Consider the following 25,939-nt stretch of genomic DNA (forward strand, 5'->3'; position numbering starts at 1 on the left):
GACGTTCGCGCCGGCCCGGCACCCGACGACGACGGCGCCCGTTCCCCGGGTACTTGAACTTTCAACCGGATGGAGACGTCATGAACCGCCGCACCCGTCTGCTGCTCCTGATCGGCATCCCGGTCGTCGTGGTGGCCCTCGGGGCCGTGCTGTTCGGCCCCCGCATCTACGCCGGCCTGCAGCCCGAGGCACCCGCTCCGCTCTCGGTGCAGGACCCGGCGACGACCCCGACCACCGGCGCCGACGAGGTGAGCACGGAGGAGGAACCTGCGCCCACGGAGACGGCGCCGGAGGAGGCAGCGGCCGACATCGAGGGGGCCTGGCGGGTCGGTGAGGGCTCCCAGGCCGGCTACCGCGTCGAGGAGGTGCTGCGCGGCGAGGACGTCACCGTGGTCGGGCGCACCGACCAGGTGTCCGGGACCGCCGAGGTCGCCGACGGTGCGCTGACCGAGGCGGTGGTCGAGGTCGACGTCGCCTCGATCAGCACCGACTCGGGCAACCGCGACGACTACTTCGCCAACGAGGCGATGAACGCCGACGAGTTCCCGACCGCCACCTTCACCCTCACCGAGCCGGTGCCGCTGCCCGAGCTCGGCGCCGAGGTCAGCCGGGTGCAGGCCACCGGAACCTTGGAGATCGTCGGCCAGAGCCGACCGGTGACCGCCGACATCGAGGTCCTCCGCGACGGCTCGACGGTGCGCGCCTCCGGCTCGGTCGACGTCACCTTCGCCGACTGGGGGATCGAGGCCCCGAGCCTCGGCTTCGTCGAGGTCGAGGACACCGGCCAGGTGGAGTTCCTCGTCGAGCTCACCCGCTGACCGCTACGTCGGGCGGCGGGCGTCGGGGCTGGAGCCCGCCGTCGGACCCGTTTGCTTGGATGGAGCCCATGTCCGTCACCGACCCGCTGCCCCCCGTCGACGACGCCGGCGACCCGCCCGCCCGGCTGCACGCCGACGACCTGGTCGACTTCGTCGCCGCCAGCCCGTCCTCCTTCCACGCCGCGGCCGAGGGCGCGCGGCGGCTGCGGGAGGCGGGCTTCGTCGAGCAGGACGAGACGCTGCCCTGGGACGCCTCCGCCGGAGGCCACTACCTGGTCCGCGACGGCGCGCTGATGGCCTGGTGGGTGCCCGAGGGCGCCTCGCCGGCCAGCCGCTTCCGCGTCGTCGGCTCGCACACCGACTCACCCGGCTTCAAGCTCAAGCCCGACCCGCAGCTGTTCCAGCACGGCTACAGCCAGCTCGGGGTCGAGGTCTACGGCGGCCCCCTGCTCAACTCCTGGCTCGACCGCGAGCTCGGGGTGGCCGGCCGGCTGGTCAGCACCGACGGCGAGCAGCACCTGGTCCGCACCGGCCCGGTGGCACGGATCCCGCAGCTGGCGATCCACCTCGACCGCGGCGCCAACGACCAGCTCACCCTCGACAAGCAGCAGCACACCGCGCCGCTGCTCGACATGGTCGGCGGCACCTCGGTGCTCGAGGTGCTGGCCGAGCAGGCCGGGCTGCGTCCGCGTGAGGTCGCCGGGCACGACCTGGTCGTCTTCCCGACCGAGCGCGGCGGCTACTTCGGCGACTTCGGGCAGTTCCTGGCCTGCCCGCGCCTGGACAACCTCAGCAGCCTGCACGCCTCGCTGACCGCGCTGCTGGCCGCCACCGCCGACGGGGGCACCGACGTCCCGCCGGAGGCGGGCGGTGACATCGCCGTGCTGGCCGGGTTCGACCACGAGGAGATCGGCTCGGCCTCCCGCAGCGGCGCCAACGGCCCCGTGCTGGAGGACGTGCTGCGGCGCACCGCCCGGGCGCTCGGCGCCGACCCCGACCAGGTGGACGCGATGATCACCGGCTCCAGCTGCCTGTCCGCCGACGCCGGGCACGCCGTGCACCCGAACTACCCGGGCCACCACGACCCGGTGAACCGGCCGCTGCTCGGTGCTGGTCCGCTGCTGAAGATCAACGCGAACCAGCGCTACGCCACCGACGCGGTCGGGTCGGCGCTGTGGCGGCGGGCCTGCGACGCCGCCGGGGTGCGCACCCAGCCGTTCGTGTCGAAGAACACCATCCCGTGCGGGTCCACGATCGGCCCGCTGACCGCGACCCGCCTGGGGCTGCGGGTGGTCGACGTCGGCACGCCGCTGCTGTCGATGCACTCCGCCCGCGAGATGTGCGCGGTGGACGACGTGTACGCCCTGTCGCTGGCCCTGGCGGCCTACTGGCGAGGGGCCTGACCGCGCCGGAGGAGGTGCGGTTCGTCATGGTCGGACCACGACATCTCTCCCGGGTGGGCGGCGGCGCCCGGCCCTAGCGTCGGGGCCATGGTCGTCTCCGTCCGTCGTGCCCTGCTCGTCCTGCCCGCCGCCGTCGCCGTGGCCGCCCTGGTCTGGACGCTCGCCGTCGTCGTCGGCGGGCTCGCCCTGACCGCCCGCACCGGAGCCGTCGTCCAGACGATCGGCCTCGGATCGGTGCTGGCGGCCGCCGCGGTGGCCGGTTCGGCCGGCTGGGCCGTGGCCTCGCTGCTGACCCGGGTCAGCCGCCGCGCCCGCACGGTGTGGACCGTGCTGGCCTGCCTGGTGGCGGTGCTGTCCCTGGCCGGTCCGCTGACCGCCGGCACCACCCCCGGCGCGGTCGCGGTGCTCGTGCTGCTGCACCTCGTGGTGGCAGCCGTGGTGGTGCCCGGTCTGGCCCCGCGTCAGCGGGCCGTGGCCGGTGCGGTGTGATGGGCGGGTGAGCCGTACCGTCGACCGCTCCGTCCTGGGCGCCTGGCTGCTCAAGGCCAACCCCGCGGTGTGGGACCTGCGCGGGTTCCTCGCCACGGGGGATCGCCGGATGACGTCGTGGTCGGTCCGTCCCGGCTACCGCAGCGCCCTGATGGCCGTCGACGACCGGGTGCTGTTCTGGCTGTCGGGCGACGGCCGGGACGGTCTGGTCCGCGGGTTGTGGGGCGAGGGACGGGTCACCGGCCCGGCCGAGCCGTGGGTGGAGGGGGAACCCGGGCACTGGCGCCGGCCCGCGGACGCCGAGCGGGTGCGGGCCCGGGTGCCGGTCGACATCACGCTGTTCGACGAGCCGGTGCCGCACACCGAGCTCCGCGCCGTCGGCGTGCACGACATGGAGGTGCAGCGCCAGCCCTTCGGACCCAACCCGTCGTGGGTGTCGCGCGACCAGCTCGCCCGGATCGAACTGCTGCTCGGGTCGGCGCCGTGACCTTCCGGCGCACCCGGGTGCGGACGGGCGTGCTCGACGTCGCCGTGGAGACGGCGGGGCCGGAGGACGGCTGGCCGGTGGTCGCGCTGCACGGGTTCCCCTACGACCCGCACTGCTTCACGGCGGTGGCCGAGCTCCTCGTGCCACACGGTGCCCGCGTGCTCGCGCCCTACCTGCGCGGGTTCGGCCCGACCCGCTTCCGCTCGCCGGGGACGCCGCGGTCGGGCCAGCAGGCCGCGGTCGGGCGGGACGTCCTGGAGTTCCTCGACGCGCTCGACCTGCGCTCGCCGGTCCTGGTCGGGTTCGACTGGGGCGGCCGGGCGGCGTGCGTGGCGGCGGTGCTGGAGCCCGGGGCGGTTGGGGGGGTGGTCGCGCTGGGGGGCTACTCGGTGCAGGACATCGCGGCCTCCGCCGAGCCGGCCCCGCCGCTGGAGGAGAGCCGCGACTGGTACCAGTACTACCTCCACGGCGAGCGCGGGCGGGCCGGCCTGACGCGCTACCGGCGCGAGCTCGCGCTGCAGCTCTGGCACGAGTGGTCCCCGGCCCGGCCGGTGCGCGCCGCCGACTTCGACCGGCCCGCGCCGTCGTTCGACAACCCCGACTTCGTCGAGGTCGTCCTGCACTCCTACCGCCACCGGCACGGGCTGGTGGCCGGCGCCCCCCGCTACGAGGCGGACGAGCGGCTGCTGGCCGGGCTGCCGCCCGTGGACGTCCCGACGATCGTCCTCGACCCCACCGAGGACCCGGCGCTGCAGCCCCGCACCCGCGAGCAGCACGCCGCCTCCCTCACCCGGCTGCTGGACCACCGGCTGGTCCCCAGCGGTCACAACCAGCCGGCGGACGTCCCGGCCGACGTCGTCCGGGCCGTCCTCGACGTGCACGCGCACCTCGGGGGCTGACCCGGCGACCCACCACTCCTCAGCCGGGAGCGGGGGCGGTGACGCGGCGGGCGGGCCACCAGAAGGCGTCGCGGGTGAGGAAGGCCAGCGCCGGGACGAGCAGGGTCCGGACCACCAGGGTGTCCAGCAGGACGCCGAGGCAGACGATCACGCCGACCTGGGTCAGCGCCACCACGGGGAGCACGCCGAGCACGGCGAAGACCGCTGCCAGCAGCACGCCGGCGCTGGTGATCACACCGCCGGTGCTGCCCAGCGCGGTGATCATGCCCTCCCGGGCGCCCAGCCGCGCCCGTTCCTCCCGGGCCCGGGAGGTGAGGAAGATGTTGTAGTCCACGCCCAGCGCGATGAGGAACAAGAAGGCGTAGAGGGTGACGTTGGCGTCCAGCGCCGGGAAGTCCCAGACGGTGGTGAACAGCCAGGTGCCGGCACCGAGGCTGGCGAAGAACGTCCCCAGCACGCTGGCGATCAGGAGCACCGGGGCCAGCGCGGAGCGCAGCAGCACCAGCAGCACCAGCGCCACCACACCGAGGATGAGCGGCACGACCAGCCGCAGGTCGTCCTCGGCGGCGTCGAGGGTGTCCAGCGCGGTGGCGTCGGACCCTCCGACCAGGCTCCCCGCCAGCGCGGGGTCGTCGGCCAGGGTGGCGCGGAGTGCGCGCACGACCTCGAAGGCCTGCTCGCTCTGCGGGGCCGCGGACGTCGTCACCGTCAACCGGGTGAGGTCCTCGTGCTCGGTGCCCGGTCGCACCGACTCCACGCCCTCCACGGCCTGGACGCGCTCGGTCGCCGCCGGGACCTCCTCGCTGGGCACGAGGACGTCCACACCCCCGGACAGCCCGGCGCTGAAGGAGCGGTCCAGCACCCGCTGGGCCTGCACCGACTCGGGGTCGCCGGTCAGCTGCTCGGTCTGCGACAGCCCGACCCGGTAGCCGCCGAGCCCCAGGGCCAGCACCGCGATCCCCACCACGGCGGCCACGGCCACCAGGACGGGACGCCGGGCCACCCCCCGCCCCAGCCGCTCCCAGGCCCCGGCCCGCCGCTCCTCGCCCTCGGCCTGCACCCGTGGCACGAACGGCCAGAACAGCCCGCGTCCGCAGACCACCAGCGCGGCGGGGAGCACCAGCAGCGCGAACACCATGGCGATCCCCACGCCCAGGGCGCAGGCCAGCCCCAGCGCCCGGTTCCCCTGCAGCGACGCCAGCAGCAGGGTCAGCAGGCTGAGCGCGACGGTGCCGCCGCTGGCCGCGATGGCCGGTCCGGCGCTGCGGACGGCGGTCAGCATCGCCGCGTGCCGGTCGCTCTGGCGGGTCAGCTCCTCGCGGTAGCGGGCCACCAGCAGCAGCGCGTAGTTCGTGCCGGCCCCGAAGACCAGCACCGAGAGGATGCCGGAGATGGAGGCGTCCACCGGGAGCCCGGCGAGCTCGGCCAGCGGGGCCACCACCACCCGGGCGAGCCCGTCGGCGGTCCCCACCACGGCCAACGGCACCAGCCACAGCAGCGGGCTGCGGTAGGTGGCGATGAGCAGCACGGCCACCACCCCCACGGTGACCAGCAGCAGCCTCAGGTCGGCGCCGGCGAAGGCGCTGGAGACGTCGTCGGAGAAGCCGATCGGTCCGGTGAGCGCTGAGCGGAGCCCTTCGGGCAGGTCCTCCGCCGCCAGCGCCCGGAAGTGGTCGGCGGTGCCGGCCAGGTCGGCCTCGACGTCCGCGCCGTCCACCGGCACGACCACCAGGGCCGCGGTCCGGTCCTCGCTGAGCTGGGGCCGGACGGCCTGGGGTGTGGGCGACTCCGCGGCCAGCGCCTCCGCCCGCGCGGCGACCGCCGCCTCGTCCTCGTCGGTCAGCGGCTCCCCGCCGCGCTCGAAGACCAGCAGGGCGGCGCTCACGTCGGCGTCGGGGAACTCCTCCAGCAGGGCCTCCACCTGGGCGGACTGCGTCTCGGCCGGCAGACCGGCGGAGGGGAAGGCATCGCTCTCCACGCTCGGCACGAGCACGAAGAGGGCCGCGCTGGCGACCACCGCCAGGCCCAGCACGACCCAGGCCCCGACCCGTCCGACCAGCGCACGCAGCACAACGATCCACCTCACGACTTGGTAACCAAAACTTTTGGCTATCTACGGGTTTAGCATGTCCCACATGTCCACTGCGCACAAGGCCAGCACCGACGGGCCGGCGATCGCCGCCAGGGTGCGGCGCGTGCAGGTGATCTCCGACAAGGTGCAGCGCCGGCTCGCGCGGCTGCTGGAGGTCAACCCCACCGACCTGACGGCGATGGAGCACCTGCTGGAGAGCGGCCCGATGACGGCCAGCGAGCTGGCGAGCCGCATGCAGATGTCGACTGCGGCCACGACGCACGTCATCGACCGGCTGAGCCGGGCCGGGCACGTCCGGCGCGCGGCGCACCCGTCGGACCGTCGCAAGATCCGGGTGGAGACGGAGCCGGAGGCGGTGGAGCGGGCGATGGTGGAGCTGCGGCCGATCATCGCCGGCGTGGTGCAGGTGGCCTCGGCCCGCAGCGCGGAGGAGCGGGCGGTGATCGCCTCGTTCCTCGACGACGTGTCGGCGTTCTACGCCTCGCTGCTGGAGGAGCCGGAGCGCTGACCGGGCTCAGAGACCGTCGAGGCCCTCGACGACCGTCTCGGCGCGCCGCCGGCGTGCCAGGTAGTCGTGCCAGACCACCCGGGCGACGGTGGAGCGGTGCGGCACCCAGTCGCGGGCGACGTCGACCAGTGCCTCGCCGGTGAGCGGTCCGGGGGCGCCGACCACCTCGCCGCAGCCGACCTGCAGGGCCCGGTCGCCGACCGGCCACTCGTCGGGGAACCCGCGGCAGGCCAGCAGCCAGACGTCGGCCGTCCACGGTCCGATGCCGCGGACCCCCAGCAGGGCACGACGGCAGGCGTCCCGGTCGCCGGTGATCACCGCCGCCCAGTCCACCGTGCCGTCGAGGACGCCGCGGGCCAGGTCGGCGACGTAGCCGGCCTTCTGCCGGGTCAGGCCGCAGCCCCGCAGCGCGTCGAGGTCGAGTGGTGCCACCGCCTCGGGGGTGACGGCGCCGGCCAGCGCGCGGAGCCGGTCGAAGGTGGCCTTGCCCGAGGCGAGCGAGACCTGCTGCTCCAGCACCAGCAGCACCAGGGTGGCGAAGCTCGGTGGGCGGCTCCAGAAGCCGGGACGTCCGAACCGGTCGACCACCGCGGCCAGCCGGGCGTCGGCGTCGACCACCAGGTCGAGGGTGGCCGCGAACCGCTCGGCGTCGAGCGTGCCGCCGTCCGGGGGAGGAGGGGAGTCCGGTTCGGGCGGGCGCACCCCGGCACTCTGCCACGCCCGCGGAGGCCGTCGCGGCGGGTGGGCAGCGGTACAGTGCACGCCCGTGGCACTCACCATCGGAATCGTCGGCCTGCCCAACGCCGGCAAGTCGACCCTGTTCAACGCGCTGACCCGCAACGAGGTGCTGGCGGCGAACTACCCGTTCGCCACCATCGAGCCGAACGTGGGTGTGGTGGGCGTGCCGGATCCGCGGCTGCCGGTGCTGGCCGAGATGTTCGGCTCGGCCGAGATCATCCCCGCCACCGTCTCCTTCGTCGACATCGCCGGCATCGTCAAGGGCGCCAGCCAGGGCGAGGGGATGGGCAACGCGTTCCTCTCCCACATCCGTGAGGCCGACGCGATCTGCCAGGTGACCCGGGTGTTCCGCGACCCCGACGTCACCCACGTCGACGGCGCGGTCGACCCCGGCAACGACATCGAGACCATCACCACCGAGCTGGTGCTGGCCGACATCCAGACCTTGGAGAAGGCGGTGCCGCGGCTGCAGAAGGAGTCGCGGATGAACAAGGACCGCGCCGCGGTGCTGGAGGCCGTTCAGCAGGCGCTGGAGGTGCTGAACGAGGGCCGCACCGTCTTCCAGGCCGGGCTCGACCGCGAGCCGCTGCGCGAGTTCTTCCTGCTCAGCGCCAAGCCGTTCCTCTACGTCTTCAACTGCGATTCCGAGGAGCTGGCCGACGAGGCTCTGCTGCAGCGGATGCGCGAGCTGGTGGCCCCGGCCGAGGCGATCTTCCTCGACGCCAAGATCGAGTCCGAGCTGGCCCAGATGGAGCCCGAGGACGCCGCGGAGTTCCTCGCCGACCTCGGCGTGGAGGAGCCCGGCCTGGACCACCTGGCCCGCGTCGGCTACCAGACGCTCGGGCTGCAGTCCTATCTGACCGCCGGCCCGAAGGAGGCCCGCGGCTGGACGATCAAGGTCGGCGCGACCGCCCCGGAGGCCGCCGGCGTCATCCACACCGACTTCCAGAAGGGCTTCATCAAGGCCGAGGTCGTCTCCTTCGACGACCTCGTCGCCGCCGGCTCGATGGCCGCGGCGAAGGCGGCCGGCAAGGTGCGGCTGGAGGGCAAGGACTACGTCATGGCCGACGGCGACGTGGTGGAGTTCCGCTTCAACGTGTGAGGGGTCCCGCTTCCAGCGCTAGGGCGGTTGTCCTTCGCGAACCGGCGCTGGGCGCTCTCGCTGATCGGCGTGAAGAAGTTGATGAGGTTGCCGTCCGGATCCCGGGCGAGCAGCGAGCGGTTGCCCCACGGCATGTCCGTCGGCGCGTTGACGAACGCATCGACGACGTCCTGAAGATCCTCATAGGTCGCGTCCACGTCGTCGACGAGGAAGTCCAGGGTGACGCTGCGATTCGCGCGAGCCTCGGCGGCGTTGTCTCCGAGCAGCTGCACGGTGGCGGAGCTGGCGATGGCCAGCGTGCCCGATGGCGTGCGAAGTTCGGCGAACAGCGGGTGGAGCCGCTCGGCGGTGATTCCGGTGGCTGCTTCGTAGAACGCGACGAGCGCGTCGACGTCGTCGGTGATGATGCGAGTGGCTGCCAGCTGCATGGCCTTCTCCTTCTGTTGTGGATCTGGCCGACGGGCTCGGCCATGGACATCACGGTATGACCTATACCGGGCGAGAACTGTCCTGTATGTGGGCGACAATGGCTGTCATGGCCGACACGACCGCTCGGGCGCTGCGGGTGCTCGAGCTCCTCCAGTCGGCGCAGCAGCGCACTGTCGCCGAGCTGGCAGATCGACTCGGCGTCGACGAGCGGACCATCCGCAGAGACATGTCGCGGCTGGTCGACCTGGGGCTGCCCGTGGAGACGTTGCGGGGGCGCTACGGCGGCTATCGGCTCGCGCCCGGTCGGCGTGTCCTCCCGCTCATGTTCAGCGCCGAGGAGGCCGTCGCGGTGTACCTCGGGCTCGTCCGCGCGCAGGCGGCATCAGGTGAGCCCGAGATCGCCGCGCAGACCGCCCTCTCCAAGATCAGAAGAGCGCTGCCGACCGCTGGTGCGGAGCGGGTCGATGCCCTTCTGGGGGTGATGGCGCGTACCTCCCAGCACGGCGACGCTGCTCCCGACCCTGCCGTGATGCTGACCTTGGCGGAGGCCGTCGCGCGTCGACAGGCACTCGACCTGCGCTACGTCAGCCGTGACGGCGTCTCCTCCCGCCGAGCGGTCCACCCGTACGGCCTGGTCGCGCACTCGAACCGGTGGTATCTCGTCGCCTTCGATACGGAACGCCAGGAGGAGCGGACCTTCCGGGTCGACAGGGTTCGAGCGGCTCGATCCCTGCGCGAGACCTTCACCCCGCCTGACCGCCCGGATGCGGAAGGGCACCTGCTCGATCTGTTCGCCGATGCGGACTACCGGTGGCAGGTGGTGCTGCGCATCCGAACGACGGAGGATCGCATCCGGGTTCACCTGCCGCGGAGCGTGGCCCGGCTCGAGCGGCAGGGCCGCGGAGAGGCCGGGACGGGCGAGGGCAGCCTGCCGTGGTATCGGGCTGAGATCCACGCCGAGAGTCTCGACTGGCTGCCGTCCGTGATCGCGGCTCTCGACTGCGAGGTGACGATCGAAGGCCCAGGCGAGCTCCGAGACCGCGTCCGGGCTGCGGCGGCGAGGATGACGCGCGCCGCGGGCGACGACGTGAGACCGACCGGGCCATGAGCCAGCGGGGCGCGCAGGTGGTTCCCGCCGCGGCGACGTGGTCGAGCTCCGCTTCACCGTGTGAGCAGGTGTGCTTCGACCACCGTCTGACCGAGACGGCGTGGCGGTGGTCGGTTCGGTGTCAGAGCGCAGCGTTGATCCGCGGGTCGCGCGCGATCGCCACCCCCAGCGCGCCGGGGATCAGCCCGACCGGCGCGGGTCTGATCCGCTCGAGGCCGAGCTGCTCGACGAGCGCGGTCACCTTCTCGAACACCCCGTGCTCCTGGCGCTCGTGGTCGGTGGCGACCCAGTAGCACCCGTGCTCGGCGTCCACGCCGCCGTGGAGCCGAATCAGCCGCACCAGCTCGGCGACCTGCGCCTCTTGCGTCACTGCTGCTCTCCTGCGCCGCTTCCCACGGCTCCAGGTGCTCCCGTCCCAGCCGCAGCCGCACGTACCGGTCGATCGATCCGAGGATCCATCGGGGTCGCAATGCGCAAGCGTCGTCAGGTGCGGGCGTTGGAACGCAGGAATCCACCGATCAGCGTCGTCGCCGGGACGCGTCACCGCTTCATCAGGAGGCTGATGATCGTGCTGACGAGGGCACTTGTTCTGCGCCTCGCGCAGACCCGTCGTGCCCTGCCTGGGGCGTCCAGGAATCCAACGTCTGAGGCTGCCAGGAACAGGGGGTTATCTCGGCACCGCTCAGTCGGGATGATGGCCGCATGCTCGCTGGACTTGCACAGGTGGCCGGATCCGCGCTGCGCGGCTTCTTCTCTCTGCTCCGGCGCGTCCGTCATCCGCGCCCTATACATTCGCGCGGGCTGGTGCTGACGGGGCAGGCCACCCCGATTCGCGAGGCGGGGCCGTCAGGCATCAGCTGGATCGACGACCTCCGGGGAAGGCCGCTCGAGGTGACCGCGCGGCTGTCCCGAGGAGTCGGGCTGCCCGATGAACTGCCAGACGTGCTCGGCCTCGCGTTGCGATTCCACGCCGACGACGGTCGGCACGCGGATGTGCTGCTCGCGTCGACGGGCACCGGGTTCCCGTTCCGGTTCGTCCTCGTGCCCCGGCGCTCGGCGACGGGCACGACGTTCGGGAGTCTCCTGCCGTACCGCTCGCCACGGGGACCGGTGCTGATCTGTGCCCGGAGCGTCCCCTCGCGTGTGCTCCCGGCGGAACTCGGCGCTCTGCGGCGGTCGCTCGAGGAGCAGCCGTGGCGGGTCCGGCTGTATCACGCGGCACCGACCCGCGTGTGGCGTCCCTTCGCGCAGGTGCTGCTTCGGCCTGCTGCCGAGGTGGACTCAGCGGAGCTTCGTTTCGATCCGGTGGGGCATCCGCTCCCCGGGTCCACCACCTACCCTTGGGTGCGCAGAGTGCGCGAGCCGAGCTACCGCGCCGCACAGCGCGTGATCTCCGAGTAGGTCAGGGGCGGCGTACCCCTGCATCGCGGTCTGCGTGAAGTTGATCGTTGCGGGACGTGGTGGGGTTCCGCTTCAACGTCTGAATCTGCGTCATCACCCTGGTCACAGGGCTTGGGTGGTCCGTCGGGGCACGTGAGGACCAGGCGGTGTCGACGGCCCGCCGCCTCGGTCCTCCGAATCGGGCACCAGGTGCCCGAAGGTGGAGAGCACCTGCGGGTCGATGGTCGGGTCCACCCCGCCGTGGAGCCGGATCAGCCGCACCAGCTCGGCGACCTGCGCCTCGCGGGTCATCTGCGGCTCTCCTGCGCCGCTTCCCAGGCCTCCAGGTACTCCCGTCCCAGCCGCAGCCGCACATGGCGGTCGATTCCGTCGAATGTTCTCGTCAGCGCCTCGCGGGTGGGCTCGACCAGCGTGAGCCGCTCGCCCAGGACGCTGCTGACGGACACCCCGCCCGGCAGCAGCACGCCGAGCCCCAGCTGGTGCCCGAGCCGTAGTCGTCCTGCGCGCCGGTGACCACGAAGGCGTCGTAGAGGACGAAGGTGACCGCCTGCTCGACCGCGGGGAGCCCCGGGGTCTGCCGAGGCGGCACTGGCTCTGCCGCGGGCCGAAGTGCTCGTCGACGAGCTGCGCCATCTCCACCGCGTCCATGCGCCTCAGGCCTCCGGCTCGTCGGGCGTGGGGTGGACGCCTCGGTGGTCGGTGTGCGCACCGATGCCTCGCCCGTCCGTGACGATGGTCGGGCTGCGGGTCGGGGCAGTCTGGCAGGCCCGGTCGGCTCAGCTGGGGTGCAGCCGTCCAGCCGGAGGGTGGGAGGGAGCGCACCACGACCGAGCAGGGAGGATGCTCAGCACGACCCCGACGGAGGACAGGCATGGCACCGAGACAGTTCATCTTCCGCGCCGGCGAGGCAGAGCAGCAGCGGTGCCCGGACGGCGCGCAGGCGGCCTACGAGGCGTTCCAGGCGTACGCCGACGAGCACGCGGACGCCGAGAGCCTCCGCATCGAGGACGAGGCGGCGGGCGAGGCGCTGGTGCTGCTGCTGACGCGGGGCGCCGTCGCCCGCACGAGAGCAGTCGCGGGATCCGCCGAGCCGCACACCGAGTACTGCGCGGTCGCCAGGCCCACCCTGTACGGGCGGTTCGTGATGCGGTTCCTCGAGGACGGCTACGCCGGGGTCGACCACTCCGGTCTGTGGCTCCGCGAGCTCGCCGACCTCGACGCCCCGCCAGAGGAGCAGGGCGAGCGGCGGGCCGCGGCGGTGTCGACGGAGCGCGAAGCCCTCGACGAGGTGCTGCGGATGTGGAGCGACTCGGGCTACGTCGACCCGACCGACCAGTACTACGTCTTCTTCGACACGCACACGCTGGAGATGTCGCGGGCCGAGCGGGCCGAGCTGCTGGCGCTGGTCGGGCGCCTCGGTCTCGAACGCGCCGACCCGCCCGCGGGCGCGGCGAGCGGCGAGGTCTGGGTGCGCAAGGACGAGCGCCTCGAGGCCGAGCTCGAGCAGTGGTCGTGAGGCCAGCGGCTGTCAGGACGCCGGTGTGCGCCCAGCACCGCGAGCAGCGGCTGGCTGGCGGTCACCCGGGTGCGCAGGCCCACCCCGACCGCGCCCACCAGTAGCCACACCGGCGTGGGGCGAGCAGGCGTCTGGCGGAGCCATCCGCGGGCGCGCCCCGTCGAGGTGCGCGGTACCGGTGGGGGTCGACGTCATGGTGGTTCCCCGCGGGCAGGGCACCCCGTCGGTCAGGCCGCGAACTCGGGCAGGAGCGCCAGCGTCCGCTCCGCGAGGCTGTCGAGAGAGTTCCCCGTCTCGCCGAACACGGCGCTGCGGACGTCCCCTCGCAGCGGGTCGGCCCAGACCCGGGGGATCTCGTCACGGCCGACGAAGGCGCCGAGCACCGAGCCCACCGTGGCCCCGTTGCTGTCGGTGTCCCAGCCGCAGCGCACGACCAGGCCGATGCTCGACGTGAGGTCTCCCGCACCCCACAGGATCGCGACGAGGATCATCGCCGCGTTGTTGATCGTGTGCACGTCGCTGTAGTGGCCGTACTCCTCGACCACGGCGTCGCGCGCCTGGGGGAAGGTCCAGCCCGCCTCGTGCCAGCCGACCACGGCATCGAGTGCTCCGGCCAGACGCGACCGTTCGGGGACGACGGCACGCGCCCGGTCGACGACCTCCCGCAGGTCGCGGGCGACGAGGGCGGAGGCCACCAGCGCAGCGGCCCAGCGCGCTCCGTGGATGCCGTTGGCCGTGTGCGACAGCCGGGCATCCCGCTCGGCGAGCGCTGCGGCGGCCGACGGGTCGCCCGGCTTCACGTACCCCCAGAAGTCCGCCCGGATCAGTGCGCCGATCCACTCACGGTACGGGTTGCGCACCCTCGCCGCCCTGCTCGCCGGGACGCCGTCCACCAGGTTCCGCATCGCGGCCCGCTCCGCGGTGAAGACCTGGTGGTACGGCAGGCTCCTCAGCCAGGCCGAGGCGACGTCCTCGGTCGTGAAGGACGCACCGTGCTGTTCGGCGAGGGTGAGCGCGAGGATCGTGTAGTCGATGTCGTCGTCGCGGGCCATCCCGTCGATCTCCCCGCGGAACGTGCCGACGGCTCCGCCCGCGTTGAACGGCGGCTGCTCCGCGTCCGGGTCCAGCCGGGGGAGGTAGTCCTCCACCGTCTCGATCCCCGCCCGGGCGAGGTAGCGCTCGATCTGCGGCCACGACCACCCCTCGACCGGTTTCCCCAGCAGGCAGCCAGCAGCCCTGCCGAGCCACGTCCCGCGGATGCGCTCGGGGAGCGCGTCGCCGTCGACCGGTGCCGGCGGGATCGCCGGGGCCGGGTCATCGGTCTCGTCCCAGGGCCACCCCCGGACGCGGAGGCCGGCGGACAGCTCCGTGAGCAGGGCGACCGCATCGCCCCCGGATCCGGAGCGGAGGCGGTCGACGGCCGGCCGCAGGTGCTCGACGTCGACGCCTGACTCCCGGAGCTGGTTGAACTCGTGGATCGCGAGCTCGTCCCCGACGGCGTCGAACCGGATCTCGATGGTCATGTCGTGCCGCCTCCTGGGAACTGCGCCGTCGCCTGGCTCCGAGACACCTCCGCAGCCGTCGCCGTCCGTCAGGCCTGGAGGCCGCCCGCGGTGCGTGCTCGCTCCCGAACGTAGCCGAGGGGGACCTCTGCTGGAGGGCGACCAGCCGAACCCGGGACGGGTCTCGCGTCGACCTCATGCCCCCGAGGCCGAAGGCGAGGCGCCTCGGGGGACGTCCGGCCCGCCGATCGGCGGCCACCCGGAGAAGGCCGGGCCCCGCCGGTCACCAGCCGGCGTCACCAGCCCGGAGGTGTGCAGCCGCTGCAGGTCGATCAACCGGACCCAGCGGACGTCCTCGGTGAGGGAGCCGGCGGTGACGGCCGTGGTGGGGGAGTCGACGGTGGCCTCGACGTCGACCCCGCCGCCCGGGTCGGTGCGGCGGATGAGGAGGTCGCCGCAGGTGGGGCAGTCGTCGTCCTCGGGCGGCAGGCCGGCCCGGACTGCTCCGCGGTGACGGTGCTGCTGAGGAGGTTCCCCGCGTCGTTCCAGCCCCGGCCGTCCCCGACGTCCAGCCGCGCGTACCCGCCGTCCAGGGTGGAGCGTCCACCTCAGCCAGCGACGCACCCGGCACCCCCCAGGTGATGGGCGTAGGTGTTCGCCGCTGGCACCACCCCGTGGGGACCGTGCCGACGACGACGGGTGGGCTGAACCACCAGATCGAGCACCACCTGTTCCCGTCGATGGTCCGCCCGAGCCTGCGCAAGGTGCAGACGATGCTGGCCGAGCACTGCGCCGCGGTCAGCGTCCCCTGCAGCCAGACCCCGCTGATCGAGGCCCACCGCGTGGGACAGTCGAGGCGGCGGCATGAGCGGCGCTCCCAGACGCTGTGAGTGGCTTGTCAGTCCCGCCAGTCCAGCCCGAGCCTTGCTGGGTGTCCACGCGGCCGTGCTTGGATGCTGCCGTGGCCGATGTCGAGGAGTCCTTCGACCGGGTGGTTCTGGTCTTCAACCCGGTGAACCGGCGCGTGCCCCGCACCATCGCCGAGGGGCTGCAGGAGGAGCTGCGCGTCCGCCGTCCCGCGCTGCCGGTGACCCTGGTGCCCACCACCCACGCCGGTCATGCCCGTGAGCTCGCCGCCGCCGAGGCGGAGGTCGGGCGGCCGTTGGTGGTCGCGGTCAGCGGCGACGGGGTGTTCAGCGAGGTGGTCAACGGCGTGATGGAGGTCGCCGACCGCAGGCCGGGGACGTCCCGGCAGGCGGTCGCGGCGGTGGTGGCCGGCGGCAACGCCAACGACCACCGGCGCAGCACCCGGCGGATGTCCACCGTGGACGCCGTGGCCAACGGGCGCACCCGCCGGCTGGACCTGCTCCGGCTCACCGTGACGACCGACGTCGGCGTGACCACCCGCTACGCCCACTCCTACGTCGGCCTGGGACTGACCCCGCTGATGGCGATCGGGCTCAACCGCGCCTCCCGCGGCACCTGGAAGGAGCTGCTCGCCGTCGTCCGCACCGTCGGCACCCTCGCCCCCGTCGAGGTCGTCACCGCCGACGACGAGGTCCTCTGCCTGGACAGCCTCGTCCTGGCCAACGTGGAGCGGATGGCGAAGTACGGCCGGGTCAGCCGGTCCGGCCAGCCCGACGACGGGCTGTTCGAGGTGCTCGCCTGGCCGCACCGCCGCCGCTGGCGGCTCGGACTGACCGCGGTGCGCGCGGCGACCGTCGGGCTGGGTCACCAGACCCGCACCCGGCGGTACGCGTTCCGCACCACCAGCGACCTGCCCGCGCAGGTGGACGGCGAGCTGGTCGCGCTGCCGGCCGGTGCCCAGGTCACCGTGGAGTGCGCGCACCACGCCCTGCTCACCATCGGCTGACCAGACAGCCCTCAGGACCGCGACGCCTCGCCGGTGAGGGTCCTCGAGCTCGCCCGCCAGCCCTCCTACCGCTGGCTGGCCCAGCCGGTCACGCCACGAGATCGTGACCAGGCCGCCTTGGCCAACGCCTTGTTCGACGCCCACCGTGACGACCCGGAGTTCGGTCACCGACTCCTTGGTGACGAAGCCCGCGCGGCGGCTACCAGGGGTCGCGACCGGACGGTATGGCGGATCTGTGCCGACAACGGCTGGTGGAGTGGTCCCCGCCGGTGATCGGTCTGGCGAACCTGCACACCGGGCCGTTGCTGTGGGTGCCGGCCCGGGTCTCGCCCGACGCCAGGCCCGAGCACCTCGCGCTGTGGATCGCCGCCTGGCTCGAGTTCGAGAGCTCGTACTGAGCCGCGATCGACCGCGCGGGCGGCAGCCAGCGGCCCGGTGGTGCGGCCGGGAGCGTGCCGCAGCCCGCGGGGTGGGGGCACCGTCGCGTCGCCGGACGTCCGCCCGGTGTTCGCCCGGCGTCCGTTGCGGCACCACCCCCGGCACCGGTGGGGTGGTCCGTGCTGCCCCACCGGAGGAGACCCGCATGAACGCCCCCGTCGACGCCCCGATCGCCCGCCGCCGGCTGCTCACCACCGCGGGCGCCGGCCTGGCCGCCGCCACGCTGACCCCGGCGCTCCCGGCCCGCGCCGAGCTCGCGGCCGACCCGTTCCGGCTGGGGGTGGCCTCCGGCGACCCCGACGCCACCTCGGTGGTGCTGTGGACGCGTCTCGCCCCGGCCCCCACCGACGCCTCCACCTCCTTCGGCATGCGCGGGCAGGGTGAGGTGCCGGTCACCCTGCGGGTCGCGACCTCCGCGGCCCGGTTGGCCGAGGAGCGGACCTGCCTGCGGGTCGAGACCCACACCGCGGTCCAGAGCGAGGGCTACTCGGTGCACGCGCTGGTCGAGGGGCTCCAGCCGCGGACGCGGTACTACTACCAGTTCCTGGCCGGGGGCCACGCCAGCCCGGTCGGGGAGACCCGGACGCTGCCGGCTCCCGGCAGCCTCACCCCGGTGCGGTTCGCGGTGATCAACTGCCAGAACCTCGTCGAGGGCCGGGCCGAGCTGCACTTCACCGCGATGACCGACCTGGCGCGTCACCACGACGTCGACTTCGTGGTCCACCTCGGCGACTACATCTACGAGTTCGGCCGTGCCGCGCACCTGCCGCCGGAGCCGGTCACCAACCTGGTCGGCTACCGCACCCGCTACGGGCAGTACAAGCAGCGGGAGAGCCTTCGCGAGCTGCACCGGCGCTTCCCGGTGTTCGCCGTGCCCGACGACCACGAGTTCTTCAACGACGTCCGCGGCGGCAACCTCGGTGCGCGGCCCGTGCGCTGGAACGCGGCGCTGCGCGTCTACTGGGAGAACCTGCCGTTCCGCAACCGGCCCGAGCAGGACGCCGGCGGCCGGTTCTGGATGCGTCTGCACCAGCGGGTGCGGTGGGCCGACACCCTCGACCTGTTCCTCACCGACATCCGCCAGCACGAGGGCGCCGACGGGCTGCTCGGTGCCGCCCAGCAGGCCGAGCTGCTCGAGTTCCTCGACACCAGCGACGCCCGCTTCACCGCGATCGGCACCCAGAGCCCGATGTCGAGCTGGGCCGGCCGCGGCGGCATGTGGAGGAGCCACCCGGGTGTCCGACGCCAGGTGACCGACCGGCTGCTGGCCCGCAAGCAGGCCGACCCCCGTGGCTTCAACCCGGTGGTGCTGGCCGGGGACCTGCACTGCGGGATGGTCACCCACGTCCAGGCCGACCCCGACGACGTCGCCTCCACCCCGGTCGCGACCGAGTTCGTCAACGCGGCGATGACCAGCGGCAGCGCCACCAACTGGGAGCAGGTGCTCGCGGCCGGCGACGGCGGCCCCGGCTTCCTCGCCGCCTACGGCTACACCGACGGCGGCGGCTGGAACCAGTACAACGGCCTGACCGTGCACACCGTCACCGGGACCAGCTGGACCACGACCTACCACCTGACCAACCAGATCCGTGACCCGCAGGGCGGCATGAGCGGGACGCGGACGTGGATGCTGCGCCACGGCGCCCGGGTGGGCAGCGTCCGCAGCACGGGCTGAGCCGGACCGCTACCGGTCGCGCCAGCTGTGGCTGGGCGTCCAGCCGAACAGGCGCCGCATCCTGCTGCAGTCGAAGGCCGACCGGGGGTCGGTGTAGTCGTCGGCGAAGGAGTCGTAGCCGTCGTAGTACTCCGCCATCAGCTCACGCAGGCCCCGCTTCGCGCGGGTGTCGGCGGCGGCGATGAGGCAGACCTCGTGGCCGCTGCTGGTGCCCTCGGCGGCCGCCCGGTAGGCGGTGCCGACGTCGCGGGCGTCGATGTAGCTCCAGAAGTTGGCCATGCTGAGGCTCGGGTCGCCCCACTCCGCGGCGAACCGGTCGTAGCCGTCGGGGTCGATGACGTTGTTGATCCGCAGCCCGACCCACGCCGTGCCGGGGGAGGCGAGCGCCATCGAGTCGGCGATGACCTCGCTGATGTACTTGCTGAGCGCGTAGGTGTTGGGGGAGGGGCGCCGTTCGCTCTCGTCGAAGGGGATCCGCGCCGGCGTGACGCCCTCGGTCAGCAGGCCGGTCGCCATCTCGCTGGAGGCGTAGACCACCCGGGGGACGCCGAGGTCGCCGGCGGCCTGCAGCACGTTGTGGGCGCTGACGACGTTGGTGTCGAAGACGTCGATCCGGGCCTGCCCGCTCGGCGACGGGTTCGCCGCCAGGTGGCAGACCACCTCGGGCCGGAACTGGGCCAGCGCGTCGTAGACCCGTCCCGCGTCGGTCAGGTCGACCCGGCAGAACGTCCCCGGCAGCTCCAGCTCAGGCCGCTCGTGGAGGTCGAGGTTGACCACCTCGTGCCCCGCCTCGGCCATCTCCCGGACCACCCACTGACCCGCCCGGCCCGTCCCACCGGTCACGACGACCTTCATCCGCAGCTCCTCTGCTCGACGCGGTACACCTCCGACCGGGGCGAGGTACCCCGGCTCCGGACGCCGACGCAGAATGGGTGGATGACGACCCTCGCCGACTTCTCCGCCGACTCCCTCGACGGCCGCGACACCGACCTCGCCGACCACCTCGGCCAGGTGGTGCTGGTGGTCAACACCGCTTCGGAATGCGGGCTGACTCAGCAGTACGAGGGGCTTCAGCAGCTCTATGAGACCTACCAGGACCGCGGGTTCACCGTGCTCGGCTTCCCCTGCGACCAGTTCGCCCACCAGGAGCCGGGCGACGCCGCCCAGATCGCTGAGTTCTGCCAGCGCAACTTCGGCATCACGTTCCCGATGTTCGCCAAGATCGAGGTGAACGGCGACGGCGCGCACCCGCTCTACCAGTGGCTGCGCGGCGAGGAGGGTGACGTGCCCGGCGCGGCGATCGAGTGGAACTTCACCAAGTTCCTCATCGACCGCGACGGCCGGGTGCTGGAGCGTTACGCCCCGCAGACCGAGCCCGCCTCGCTGACCGGCGACATCGAGCGCGCCCTGGCCGACCCCGCCTGAGCGACCCGCCGCTCCCGGGGTACCACCCCCGCATGAGCACCGACCCCCCGCTGCTGCAGATCGACCGCTCCACCGTCCGCTGGTCGCGTCCCCGCACCCCCGACGACCCGGTGCTGCTGGTGCTGCACGGGCACGGGATGGACGAGTCGATGGGCTTCGAGCTGCACCGCCGGCTGCCGTCCGAGCTCGCCGTCGCCTTCCTCCGCGGCCCACTGCGTCGCCAGGGCGGCTACGGCTGGTTCCCGCTCGACGCCAGCGTCACCCCCGCCCAGATCCGCGCCTCGGCGCACGCGGTGCTGGAGTGGATGGACGCCGAGGGCTTCGACCGCCCCGTCCACGTGCTCGGCTTCTCCCAGGGCGCCTGCACCGCGGTGGAGGCGGTCTGCGCCGCACCCGAACGCTTCGCCAGCGTGGTCAACCTGTCGGGGTTCGTCTCGCCCACCACGGTCGCCCCCGAGGCACTGCGACGACGCCGGCTGCCCGCCCTCTACGCCCGCGGTGAGTCCGACACCCTGGTGCCGTCCCTGCTGGTCGGTTGGACGCAGCAGTGGATGCGGGACCACCTGCAGCTCACCGAGCACAGCTACCCCGGTCTCGGCCACTCCGTCGCCGACGCCGAGCTCGACGACCTCTCGGACTTCCTCCGGCACCAGCTCGGCGGCACCCCGGCCCGGCACGTCGGGTAGCGGCCCCCGGGAGCACTAGCCTGCGGGCTGTCCGCAGCAGTCGAGCAGCCCAGGAGCGCGTGTGGTCCCGGCCCGCAACACCGTCCACCTCTTCGAGGTCGGTGCCGCCGACGCCGCACGCCTGGACGACCTGGACGGCGTCCGCGCGGTGCTGGCCGAGGTGGTGGAGGGTGCTGGGCTGACGCCGCTGGGGGAGACCTCGCACCGTTTCCAGCCGCAGGGTCTGAGCATCGCGGTGCTGCTGGCGGAGTCCCACATCGCGGTGCACACCTGGCCCGAGCAGGGCACCGCCTACGTCACCCTCACCACCTGCCGCGAACCCGACGCCGACTTCACCGCCCGCACCGTCGCCCTGCTGCGGGAGCGGTTCGGCGCCGCCGCGGTGGACGTCCGGGAGCTCCGCTGATGGCGCGCCCCCGGCTGAGGATGCGGCTGGGTCGCCATCTCATCGGCGAGCCGCCGTGGCGCTCGATGCCGCACGGTGTCGCGGTCTACAAGGAGTGGGACCCCGAGGACCGGAAGTTCTACCACTGGGAGGAGTGGGAGCTCCTCGGTTATGAGAACCTCGACTTCTGGGTCGCCTACGACCACTACTCCCGCGAGGTCTCGCTGTACTGGCCGGCGACCAGCGAGCCCCAGCTCGATCCCACCCAGCTGCGCCAGCACCAGCAGGTCGTCGCCGCTGTCGACGGCCACCAGCGCACCTGGAGGGTGGTGGAGGCCGGTGCCGGCACCATCGACCACCTCGAGGGCGGGTTCACCTACGACATCACCCACGGCCAGCAGGTCGCCTACGCCGAGCTGCGCGAGGTCGGCGGACCGCACCGGGTGGTGGTGGAGCGCTTCGACGACCGCGTCCTCGACACCTACGCCGCCCGCACCCTCGACGTCACCGCCCAGAAGCAGCACTTCGGACGCCGGATCGCCCCGCGCAGCTGGCGGGGTCTCCTCACCGCGCTCGCCGTGCTCGCCTTCGTCCTCATCAGCGTGGTGACCTGCGGCGGACCCGGCCGCGCCACCGACTGCACCCCCCGCGCCGGCCAGACGGTCGACGACTGCCGCACCGGCTACGGCGGCGGAGGCGGCGGGATCGGCAAGTGAACGACCACCGACGAAAGGCCCGACCATGACCGAGGACACCTCCTCTCTCAGCCTGATGCCCCTGCTGTCCACCGTCGTCTACTCCGTCGTCGGCATCGTGCTGATGGTGCTGACGATCGTGGTCGTCAACAAGCTGTTCCGGCTGCAGCTGCACCGCGAGCTGGTCAAGGAGCACAACGTCGCCTTCGGCGTGATGCTCGGCGGGCTGGCGGTGGCGATCGCCATCATCATCGCCGGCACCATCATCTCCCCGTGACGAGCACGTCCGCGACGGTCGCGGGCCGGGGCGGGCGGCGCCGCGCGCAGCTGGACCGGCCCACCGTCTTCGCCGCCGCGCTGCTGGTCGCGGTCGGCGGCATCGTCTACGAGCTGATCCTCGGCACCACCGCCTCCTACCTCTTCGGCAACTCCGTGGTCGCCTTCTCCCTGGCCACCGGGCTGACCCTGTTCGGGATGGGCCTGGGGTCCCTGCTGGCGTCCCGGCTGACCGCCGACCCAGGGCTCAACTTCGCCCGCAACGAGGTGCTGCTCGCGCTGGCCGGCGGCAGCTCGGTGCTGCTAATCCACTGGGCGTTCGCCGCCACCGACGTCTACTGGGTGGTCTTCGTGGTGCTCTCGCTGGCGGTCGGGATCGGGATCGGGGTGGAGATCCCGCTCCTGGTCTCGGTGGTGCGCTCCAGCGGCCGCGACGAGTCGGTCGACCTGCTGTCGAAGGTGCTGGCGCTGGACTACTTCGGCGCCCTGGTGGCCTCCCTGCTCTTCCCCTTCCTGCTGCTGCCGGTGCTCGGGCTGGCCCGGACCGCCGCCGCGGTGGCCGTCCTCAACGTCGGGGTGGCGCTGTTCATGCTGTGGCGGATGGGCGTGCGCACCCGCTGGAACCTCGTCGGCCTGCTGGCCCTGCTGCTCCTGCTCGCCCTGTTCGCGGCCAGCTCCTCCCTGGAGCGGGCGGCGGTCGCCCGCCAGTACCCCGACCCGGTGGTGCACCAGGAGACCACCCGCTACCAGCGGCTGGTGGTGACCGCCTACGGCGCCGACGTCCGGCTCTGGCTCAACGACCAGCTGCAGTTCTCCACCGTCGACGAGGCGCGCTACCACGAGACGCTGGCCCACGCCGCGATGACCTCCCACCCCGATCCGCGCACCGTGGTGGTGCTCGGTGGCGGGGACGGCATGCTGGCCCGGGAGGTGCTGCGCCACCCCGGCGTCGAGCGGGTGACGGTGGTCGACCTCGACCCGGCGGTGACCCGGCTGGCCCGCGAGCACCGGCTGCTGGTGCAGGCCAACGACGGCGCGCTGACCGACCCGCGGGTGGAGGTGGTCAGCACCGACGCCTTCGGCTGGCTCGACGAGCCCGGCCCCGCCGCCGACGTCGTGCTGGCCGACCTGGTCGACCCCGCCGACGACCGGGTGGCCAAGCTGTACTCCCGCGAGATGTACCAGCGGGTCGCCGACCGGCTCGCCCCCGACGGCGTCTTCGCCACCCACGCCACCTCCTCCTTCTTCACCCCCACCGCGCACCGCCAGGTGGCCGCGACCGTCGCGGCCGGGATGCCCGGACGCACCGTCGTCCCGCTGTCGGTCAACGTGCCCACCTTCGGCGAGTGGGGGTTCGCGCTGGCGGTCCCCGGCGGGCCGGGCGGCGTGCTGGTGGAGCCGGAGCGCGGGAGCGTGCCCGGCCTGCTCGAGGCGTCCCCGCTGCCGCCGGGGCTGCGCCACCACGACGCGGACACGCTGTGGACCAGCACCCGGCTCGCCCCGGCCGCGGACGGGCGCCCGGTCGTCGAGGGCTGGGACGTCGCGCCGTCGACCCTGCTCACCCCGCGGGTGCTGGCGGCCTACGACGGCGACATGCGGCGGTGGCGCTACTGACCGCCGCCGACCGGCGCTGTGGGACCGCCTCGCTACAGTGAGCCCGACACGCGACGGCGTGAGCGGACGGGAGCAGCGGTGGCCTTTTGGGACAAGTGGTTCCGACGAGGGGACGACGAGGGCGAGGACGTCCCGATCGAGCTCGACGTCGACGCCCGGCGACGACAGCTGCACCAGCTCGAGCAGTCCTTGGACGCCCTCGTCCGCGGGCTGCGCGAGCACCCGCGGCTGAGCGCCAACCCCGGCTGGCAGGCCCGCACCGCCGAGTACGACCGGCTGGCGGGGGAGGCGATGATGCTGCGCCAGCGGGTGCCCACCCGCGAGGAGCTGCTCGACCTGGCCTTCGAGGTGCGCCCGGTCTTCAACGGCCAGGTGCCCGAGGGGCTGGACGACCTCGTGCCGCTGCAGGACGCGGTGCTGCAGCGCACCCAGGCCCTGGTGGACGTGCTGCCCGGCGAACGGTGACCCGCGGGCTGCGCGACCCGGCGGCTCAGCCGGCGGCGCGGCCCTCGGCGAACTGGGTGCGGTACAGCTCGGCGTAGCGCCCGTCGGCGGCCAGCAGCTCGGTGTGGGTGCCGCGCTCGACCACCCGGCCCGCCTCCAGCACGACGATCTGCTCCGCGGCCCGCACGGTGGAGAGCCGGTGGGCGATGACGATCGACGTCCGCCCGGCCAGCGCAGTGGCCAGTGCCGCCTGCACCGCCGCCTCGGAGGTGGAGTCGAGGTGGGCGGTGGCCTCGTCCAGCACCACCACCCGCGGACGGGCCAGCAGCAGCCGGGCGATGGTCAGCCGCTGCCGCTCACCGCCGGACAGCCGGTAGCCGCGTTCGCCGACCACGGTGTCCAGACCGGCCGGCAGCGAGCGCACCAGGGTCGCCAGCCGGGCCTGCTCGAGCGCGTCCCACAGCGCCTCGTCCTCGGCCTGCGGCCAGGCCAGCCGCAGGTTGGCCCGGATGGTGTCGTGGAACAGGTGCCCGTCCTGGCTCACCAGTGAGACCGAGGAGCGCAGCGAGGCCAACCGGGCGTCGCGGACGTCCACCCCGCCGATGAGCACCTGGCCGCCGTCGACGTCCTGGAGCCGGGTGACCAGCTGGGCGATGGTGGACTTGCCGGCACCGGAGGAGCCGACCAGTGCGGTCATCGTGCCGGCGGGGACGGTGAAGGAGACGTCGTGCAGCACCTGCTCGTCGGGGCGGTCGTCCAGCACGGTGACGTCCTCCAGGGAGGCCAGCGACACCTGGGAGGCGGTCGGGTAGGCGAAGTCGACGTGCTCGACCTGGACGTCGAGGGAGCCGTCGGGCAGGTCGACGGCGTCGGACCGCTCCCGGATCAGCGGCACCAGGTCGAGCACCTCGAACACCCGCTCGAAGCTCACCAGGGCGCTCATCACCTCCACCCGGGCATTCGCCAGCCCGGTCAGCGGCGCGTACAGCCGGGTGATCAGCAGCGCGAGCGAGACCACGGTGCCGGCGTCCAGCCGTCCGTCGCTGGCGAGCACCCCACCGATCCCGTACACCAGGGCCAGCGCGAGTGCGGACACCAGGGTCAGCGCGGTGATGAAGACGGTCTGCGCCATCGCGGTCCGCACCCCGATCTCGCGCACCCGGTCGGCCCGCTCGGTGAACTCCGCGGTCTCGGCCGCCGGATCGGCGAACAGCTTGACCAGCTGGGCGCCGGGGGCGGAGAACCGCTCGGTCATCCGGTTGCCCATCGCGGCGTTGTGGTCGGCGGCCTCGCGCTGCAGGCCGGCCATCCGACGTCCCATCCGACGGGCCGGCAGCACGAACACCGGCAGCAGCACCAGCGCGGCCAGCGTGATGGGCCAGCTGAGGGTGAGCATCACGGCGAGGGTCAGCCCGAGCGCGACGATGTTGGTGACCAGCCCGGACAGGGTCTGGCTGAAGGCCCGCTGCGCCCCGATGACGTCGTTGTTGAGCCGCGAGACCAGCGCCCCGGTGCGCGTGCGGGTGAAGAAGGCGATCGGCATCGTCAGCACGTGGGCGAAGACCTGGCTGCGCAGGTCGAGGATGAGCCCCTCGCCGATCCGCGACGACAGCCAGCGCGTCAGCAGGCCGAGACCGGCCTCGGCGACCGCGGCAGCGGCGATCAGCAGGGCCCAGCGCACCACCACCCCCGCCGGGTCCCCGGCGCTGATGGCGTTGACCACCTCACCGGCCATCACCGGCGTCGCCACCGCCAGCGCCGCGGCCAGCACGCTGGTGACCAGGAAGGCGCCGACCAGCCGGCGGTGCGGGCGGGCGAAGGCGAGGATCCGGCGCAACGTCGCCCGGGTGACCGGACGCTGCTCGCCCCCACGCATGGCCGACCACATCGACTGGTAGGCCGTCAGCTCCATGCTCATGGGCCCCAACCTAGGAGC

Annotated in this window: 31 protein-coding genes; 21 read left to right on the plus strand and 10 right to left on the minus strand. The window is 73.2% G+C overall.

What is annotated here, in order from left to right; genetic code table 11:
• The first annotated feature begins 80 nt into the window (after positions 1–80).
• From DT076_RS15170 to DT076_RS15190, 5 genes are all read left to right on the plus strand, one after another.
• Positions 81–818: a YceI family protein gene (locus DT076_RS15170; protein WP_114127543.1), complete on the plus strand. Its 738-nt coding sequence runs from the start codon at positions 81–83 to the stop codon at positions 816–818.
• Positions 819–886: 68 nt separating this feature from the next.
• A complete protein-coding gene (locus DT076_RS15175) occupies positions 887–2,221 on the plus strand; it encodes a M18 family aminopeptidase (protein WP_114127544.1) in 1,335 nt (444 codons plus the stop codon).
• Between the two features lie 87 nt (positions 2,222–2,308).
• Complete coding sequence (locus DT076_RS15180; protein ID WP_114127545.1) at positions 2,309–2,710, plus strand: DUF6069 family protein; 402 nt, start codon at positions 2,309–2,311, stop codon at positions 2,708–2,710.
• A gap of 7 nt (positions 2,711–2,717) precedes the next feature.
• The gene (locus tag DT076_RS15185; RefSeq protein WP_199539215.1) at positions 2,718–3,197 is read left to right on the plus strand and encodes an EVE domain-containing protein; all 480 of its coding nucleotides are present in this window, start codon (positions 2,718–2,720) and stop codon (positions 3,195–3,197) included.
• Positions 3,194–4,096: an alpha/beta fold hydrolase gene (locus DT076_RS15190; protein WP_114127546.1), complete on the plus strand. Its 903-nt coding sequence runs from the start codon at positions 3,194–3,196 to the stop codon at positions 4,094–4,096. The genes DT076_RS15185 and DT076_RS15190 overlap by 4 nt, the downstream gene beginning before the upstream one ends.
• Before the next feature lie 19 nt (positions 4,097–4,115).
• On the opposite strand, the gene DT076_RS15195 is transcribed toward DT076_RS15190, so the two are convergent.
• On the minus strand, positions 4,116–6,182 hold the full coding sequence (locus DT076_RS15195) for an MMPL family transporter (RefSeq protein ID WP_199539216.1): 2,067 nt from the start codon (positions 6,180–6,182) through the stop codon (positions 4,116–4,118).
• 49 nt (positions 6,183–6,231) lie between these two features.
• On the opposite strand from DT076_RS15195, the gene DT076_RS15200 reads away from it, so the two are divergent.
• Complete coding sequence (locus tag DT076_RS15200) at positions 6,232–6,696, plus strand: MarR family winged helix-turn-helix transcriptional regulator (RefSeq protein WP_158548160.1); 465 nt, start codon at positions 6,232–6,234, stop codon at positions 6,694–6,696.
• Between the two features lie 6 nt (positions 6,697–6,702).
• Here the strand turns inward: DT076_RS15200 and DT076_RS15205 are convergent, their stop codons facing one another.
• On the minus strand, positions 6,703–7,398 hold the full coding sequence (locus DT076_RS15205) for a DNA-3-methyladenine glycosylase family protein (protein ID WP_158548161.1): 696 nt from the start codon (positions 7,396–7,398) through the stop codon (positions 6,703–6,705).
• Positions 7,399–7,462: 64 nt separating this feature from the next.
• Between DT076_RS15205 and ychF the strand changes: the two genes are divergently transcribed.
• Positions 7,463–8,536, plus strand: a complete 1,074-nt coding sequence (gene ychF / locus DT076_RS15210) for a redox-regulated ATPase YchF (protein WP_114127548.1) — start codon at positions 7,463–7,465, stop codon at positions 8,534–8,536.
• Here the strand turns inward: ychF and DT076_RS15215 are convergent.
• The gene (locus DT076_RS15215) at positions 8,488–8,964 is read right to left on the minus strand and encodes a VOC family protein (RefSeq protein ID WP_114127549.1); all 477 of its coding nucleotides are present in this window, start codon (positions 8,962–8,964) and stop codon (positions 8,488–8,490) included. The genes ychF and DT076_RS15215 overlap by 49 nt on opposite strands.
• Before the next feature lie 107 nt (positions 8,965–9,071).
• Here DT076_RS15215 and DT076_RS15220 point away from each other — a divergent pair, with 107 nt between their 5' ends.
• Positions 9,072–10,073, plus strand: a complete 1,002-nt coding sequence (locus DT076_RS15220) for a helix-turn-helix transcriptional regulator (RefSeq protein ID WP_114127651.1) — start codon at positions 9,072–9,074, stop codon at positions 10,071–10,073.
• A 121-nt stretch (positions 10,074–10,194) separates the two neighbouring features.
• On the opposite strand, the gene DT076_RS15225 is transcribed toward DT076_RS15220, so the two are convergent.
• Complete coding sequence (locus tag DT076_RS15225) at positions 10,195–10,443, minus strand: hypothetical protein (protein ID WP_114127550.1); 249 nt, start codon at positions 10,441–10,443, stop codon at positions 10,195–10,197.
• A gap of 353 nt (positions 10,444–10,796) precedes the next feature.
• Between DT076_RS15225 and DT076_RS15230 the strand changes: the two genes are divergently transcribed.
• On the plus strand, positions 10,797–11,474 hold the full coding sequence (locus tag DT076_RS15230) for a catalase family protein (RefSeq protein WP_147264162.1): 678 nt from the start codon (positions 10,797–10,799) through the stop codon (positions 11,472–11,474).
• A 102-nt stretch (positions 11,475–11,576) separates the two neighbouring features.
• Here DT076_RS15230 and DT076_RS15235 read toward each other — a convergent pair whose 3' ends face one another.
• Together DT076_RS15235 and DT076_RS19445 are read right to left on the minus strand one after the other, a co-directional pair.
• Positions 11,577–11,765: a hypothetical protein gene (locus DT076_RS15235; protein WP_114127552.1), complete on the minus strand. Its 189-nt coding sequence runs from the start codon at positions 11,763–11,765 to the stop codon at positions 11,577–11,579.
• Positions 11,762–11,938, minus strand: a complete 177-nt coding sequence (locus tag DT076_RS19445; RefSeq protein ID WP_158548162.1) for a hypothetical protein — start codon at positions 11,936–11,938, stop codon at positions 11,762–11,764. The genes DT076_RS15235 and DT076_RS19445 overlap by 4 nt, the downstream gene beginning before the upstream one ends.
• 407 nt (positions 11,939–12,345) lie before the next feature.
• Here DT076_RS19445 and DT076_RS15240 point away from each other — a divergent pair, with 407 nt between their 5' ends.
• Positions 12,346–12,990, plus strand: coding sequence for a DUF6357 family protein (locus DT076_RS15240; RefSeq protein ID WP_114127553.1), 645 nt, complete (start codon positions 12,346–12,348; stop codon positions 12,988–12,990).
• Positions 12,991–13,217: 227 nt separating this feature from the next.
• Here the strand turns inward: DT076_RS15240 and DT076_RS15245 are convergent, their stop codons facing one another.
• The gene (locus DT076_RS15245; RefSeq protein WP_147264163.1) at positions 13,218–14,513 is read right to left on the minus strand and encodes an ADP-ribosylglycohydrolase family protein; all 1,296 of its coding nucleotides are present in this window, start codon (positions 14,511–14,513) and stop codon (positions 13,218–13,220) included.
• Positions 14,514–14,687: 174 nt separating this feature from the next.
• Entirely contained in the window at positions 14,688–15,116 is a 429-nt protein-coding gene (locus DT076_RS15250; RefSeq protein WP_114127554.1) for a hypothetical protein, read from the minus strand.
• Between the two features lie 59 nt (positions 15,117–15,175).
• On the opposite strand from DT076_RS15250, the gene DT076_RS15255 reads away from it, so the two are divergent.
• The 4 genes from DT076_RS15255 to DT076_RS15270 all read left to right on the plus strand — a co-directional run bounded on the left by DT076_RS15255 (position 15,176) and on the right by DT076_RS15270 (position 18,478).
• Positions 15,176–15,382 (plus strand): fatty acid desaturase, encoded by a 207-nt coding sequence (locus tag DT076_RS15255; RefSeq protein ID WP_233493998.1) that lies wholly within the window; start codon positions 15,176–15,178, stop codon positions 15,380–15,382.
• Between the two features lie 71 nt (positions 15,383–15,453).
• Positions 15,454–16,365 carry a diacylglycerol/lipid kinase family protein gene (locus DT076_RS15260; RefSeq protein WP_199539217.1) on the plus strand — a complete coding sequence of 304 codons (912 nt, stop codon included), beginning with the start codon at positions 15,454–15,456 and terminating at the stop codon, positions 16,363–16,365.
• A 251-nt stretch (positions 16,366–16,616) separates the two neighbouring features.
• Positions 16,617–16,763 (plus strand): hypothetical protein, encoded by a 147-nt coding sequence (locus DT076_RS19450; protein ID WP_158548163.1) that lies wholly within the window; start codon positions 16,617–16,619, stop codon positions 16,761–16,763.
• Positions 16,764–16,948: 185 nt separating this feature from the next.
• Complete coding sequence (locus DT076_RS15270; protein ID WP_114127558.1) at positions 16,949–18,478, plus strand: alkaline phosphatase D family protein; 1,530 nt, start codon at positions 16,949–16,951, stop codon at positions 18,476–18,478.
• 9 nt (positions 18,479–18,487) lie between these two features.
• Here DT076_RS15270 and DT076_RS15275 read toward each other — a convergent pair whose 3' ends face one another.
• The gene (locus tag DT076_RS15275) at positions 18,488–19,333 is read right to left on the minus strand and encodes an NAD-dependent epimerase/dehydratase family protein (RefSeq protein WP_114127559.1); all 846 of its coding nucleotides are present in this window, start codon (positions 19,331–19,333) and stop codon (positions 18,488–18,490) included.
• 81 nt (positions 19,334–19,414) lie between these two features.
• Here DT076_RS15275 and DT076_RS15280 point away from each other — a divergent pair, with 81 nt between their 5' ends.
• From DT076_RS15280 to DT076_RS15310, 7 genes are all read left to right on the plus strand, one after another.
• A complete protein-coding gene (locus tag DT076_RS15280; protein ID WP_114127560.1) occupies positions 19,415–19,903 on the plus strand; it encodes a glutathione peroxidase in 489 nt (162 codons plus the stop codon).
• A 32-nt stretch (positions 19,904–19,935) separates the two neighbouring features.
• Entirely contained in the window at positions 19,936–20,589 is a 654-nt protein-coding gene (locus DT076_RS15285; RefSeq protein WP_114127561.1) for an alpha/beta hydrolase, read from the plus strand.
• 61 nt (positions 20,590–20,650) lie between these two features.
• Complete coding sequence (gene speD, locus DT076_RS15290; RefSeq protein WP_114127562.1) at positions 20,651–20,995, plus strand: adenosylmethionine decarboxylase; 345 nt, start codon at positions 20,651–20,653, stop codon at positions 20,993–20,995.
• Positions 20,995–21,690, plus strand: a complete 696-nt coding sequence (locus DT076_RS15295) for a hypothetical protein (protein WP_114127563.1) — start codon at positions 20,995–20,997, stop codon at positions 21,688–21,690. Before speD ends, DT076_RS15295 begins: the two co-directional genes overlap by 1 nt.
• Before the next feature lie 25 nt (positions 21,691–21,715).
• Positions 21,716–21,946 (plus strand): DUF350 domain-containing protein, encoded by a 231-nt coding sequence (locus tag DT076_RS15300; protein WP_114127564.1) that lies wholly within the window; start codon positions 21,716–21,718, stop codon positions 21,944–21,946.
• Positions 21,943–23,559 carry a polyamine aminopropyltransferase gene (locus DT076_RS15305; protein WP_199539218.1) on the plus strand — a complete coding sequence of 539 codons (1,617 nt, stop codon included), beginning with the start codon at positions 21,943–21,945 and terminating at the stop codon, positions 23,557–23,559. Before DT076_RS15300 ends, DT076_RS15305 begins: the two co-directional genes overlap by 4 nt.
• A gap of 78 nt (positions 23,560–23,637) precedes the next feature.
• Complete coding sequence (locus tag DT076_RS15310; protein ID WP_114127565.1) at positions 23,638–24,024, plus strand: hypothetical protein; 387 nt, start codon at positions 23,638–23,640, stop codon at positions 24,022–24,024.
• A 25-nt stretch (positions 24,025–24,049) separates the two neighbouring features.
• Here the strand turns inward: DT076_RS15310 and DT076_RS15315 are convergent, their stop codons facing one another.
• Positions 24,050–25,921: an ABC transporter ATP-binding protein gene (locus tag DT076_RS15315; RefSeq protein WP_114127566.1), complete on the minus strand. Its 1,872-nt coding sequence runs from the start codon at positions 25,919–25,921 to the stop codon at positions 24,050–24,052.
• Positions 25,922–25,939: the final 18 nt, after the last annotated feature.

It is taken from the genome of Desertihabitans brevis (assembly GCF_003327535.1).
In the GTDB taxonomy this organism is placed as follows: domain Bacteria; phylum Actinomycetota; class Actinomycetes; order Propionibacteriales; family Propionibacteriaceae; genus Desertihabitans; species Desertihabitans brevis.